The sequence below is a fragment of the Streptomyces sp. WM4235 genome, from assembly GCF_001279725.1.
Taxonomy (GTDB): domain Bacteria; phylum Actinomycetota; class Actinomycetes; order Streptomycetales; family Streptomycetaceae; genus Streptomyces.
The window spans coordinates 1-681 of sequence record NZ_LGDE01000245.1 but is presented as its reverse complement, the minus strand read 5'-3'; the positions used below and the strand labels follow the sequence as shown (position 1 = coordinate 681).

Below are 681 nucleotides of genomic sequence, written 5' to 3'. Positions count from 1 at the left end.
GCCGGCGAGCGGGCCGATCCGGCGGGCGAGCCGCTCGGCGAGTTCCCCGACGGTGTGGTCCGTCAACTGCGCGGCGGCGAGTTCCAGCGCGAGGGGGATTCCTTCGAGGCGGGCGCAGACGGCCCGGGCGGCCTCGATCCGTTCCTCTCCCCAGGGTGGGGCCTGCGAGGGGTCGGCCTCGCGGGCGCGGGCGGTGAACAGGGCCAGCGCCTCCACCGCGTTCGCGTCGTGGGGCAACGACCCCAGTTCCAGGACGTGTTCCCGGTCCGATCCCAGTGATTGACGGCTGGTCAGGAGGATCACCAGATGCGGGGCGGCGGCCAGCAGGTCCCGTACGAGGGAGCGCACGGCGACGATCAGGGGTTCGCAACAGTCCAACACGAGGAGCAGTCGACGCTCCCCGATCCACTGCCGGACCGCCTCGCCCAGGGTGCGGGGGGGGTGGTCGACGAGGTCGAGGGCGTCGGCGACGGTGCCACGTACCGGATGCTCGACACGATCCGCGAGTACGGAGCCATGTGGCTGGACGCCGTCGGGGAGCGCGAAGCCCTGCGGACCCGACACGCGGTCTACTTCCTGGAGCTGGTGCGCGCCGCCGAGCGGGACTGGCTCGGGCCGGGCCAGCGCGACGCCTACCGGCGGATCGCCGTCGCGCACGGCGACGTGTGCGCCGCCCTCGAC

The 681-nt window shown here is 73.6% G+C and carries 2 pseudogenes; one reads left to right on the top strand and one right to left on the bottom strand.

Going from position 1 to position 681, the window contains the following annotated elements:
* Positions 1-381 (bottom strand): annotated as a pseudogene (locus ADK55_RS18145) (regulator); the annotation flags it as partial.
* A gap of 60 nt (positions 382-441) precedes the next feature.
* Between ADK55_RS18145 and ADK55_RS18140 the strand changes: the two are divergent.
* Positions 442-681, top strand: a pseudogene (locus tag ADK55_RS18140) (regulator); the annotation flags it as partial.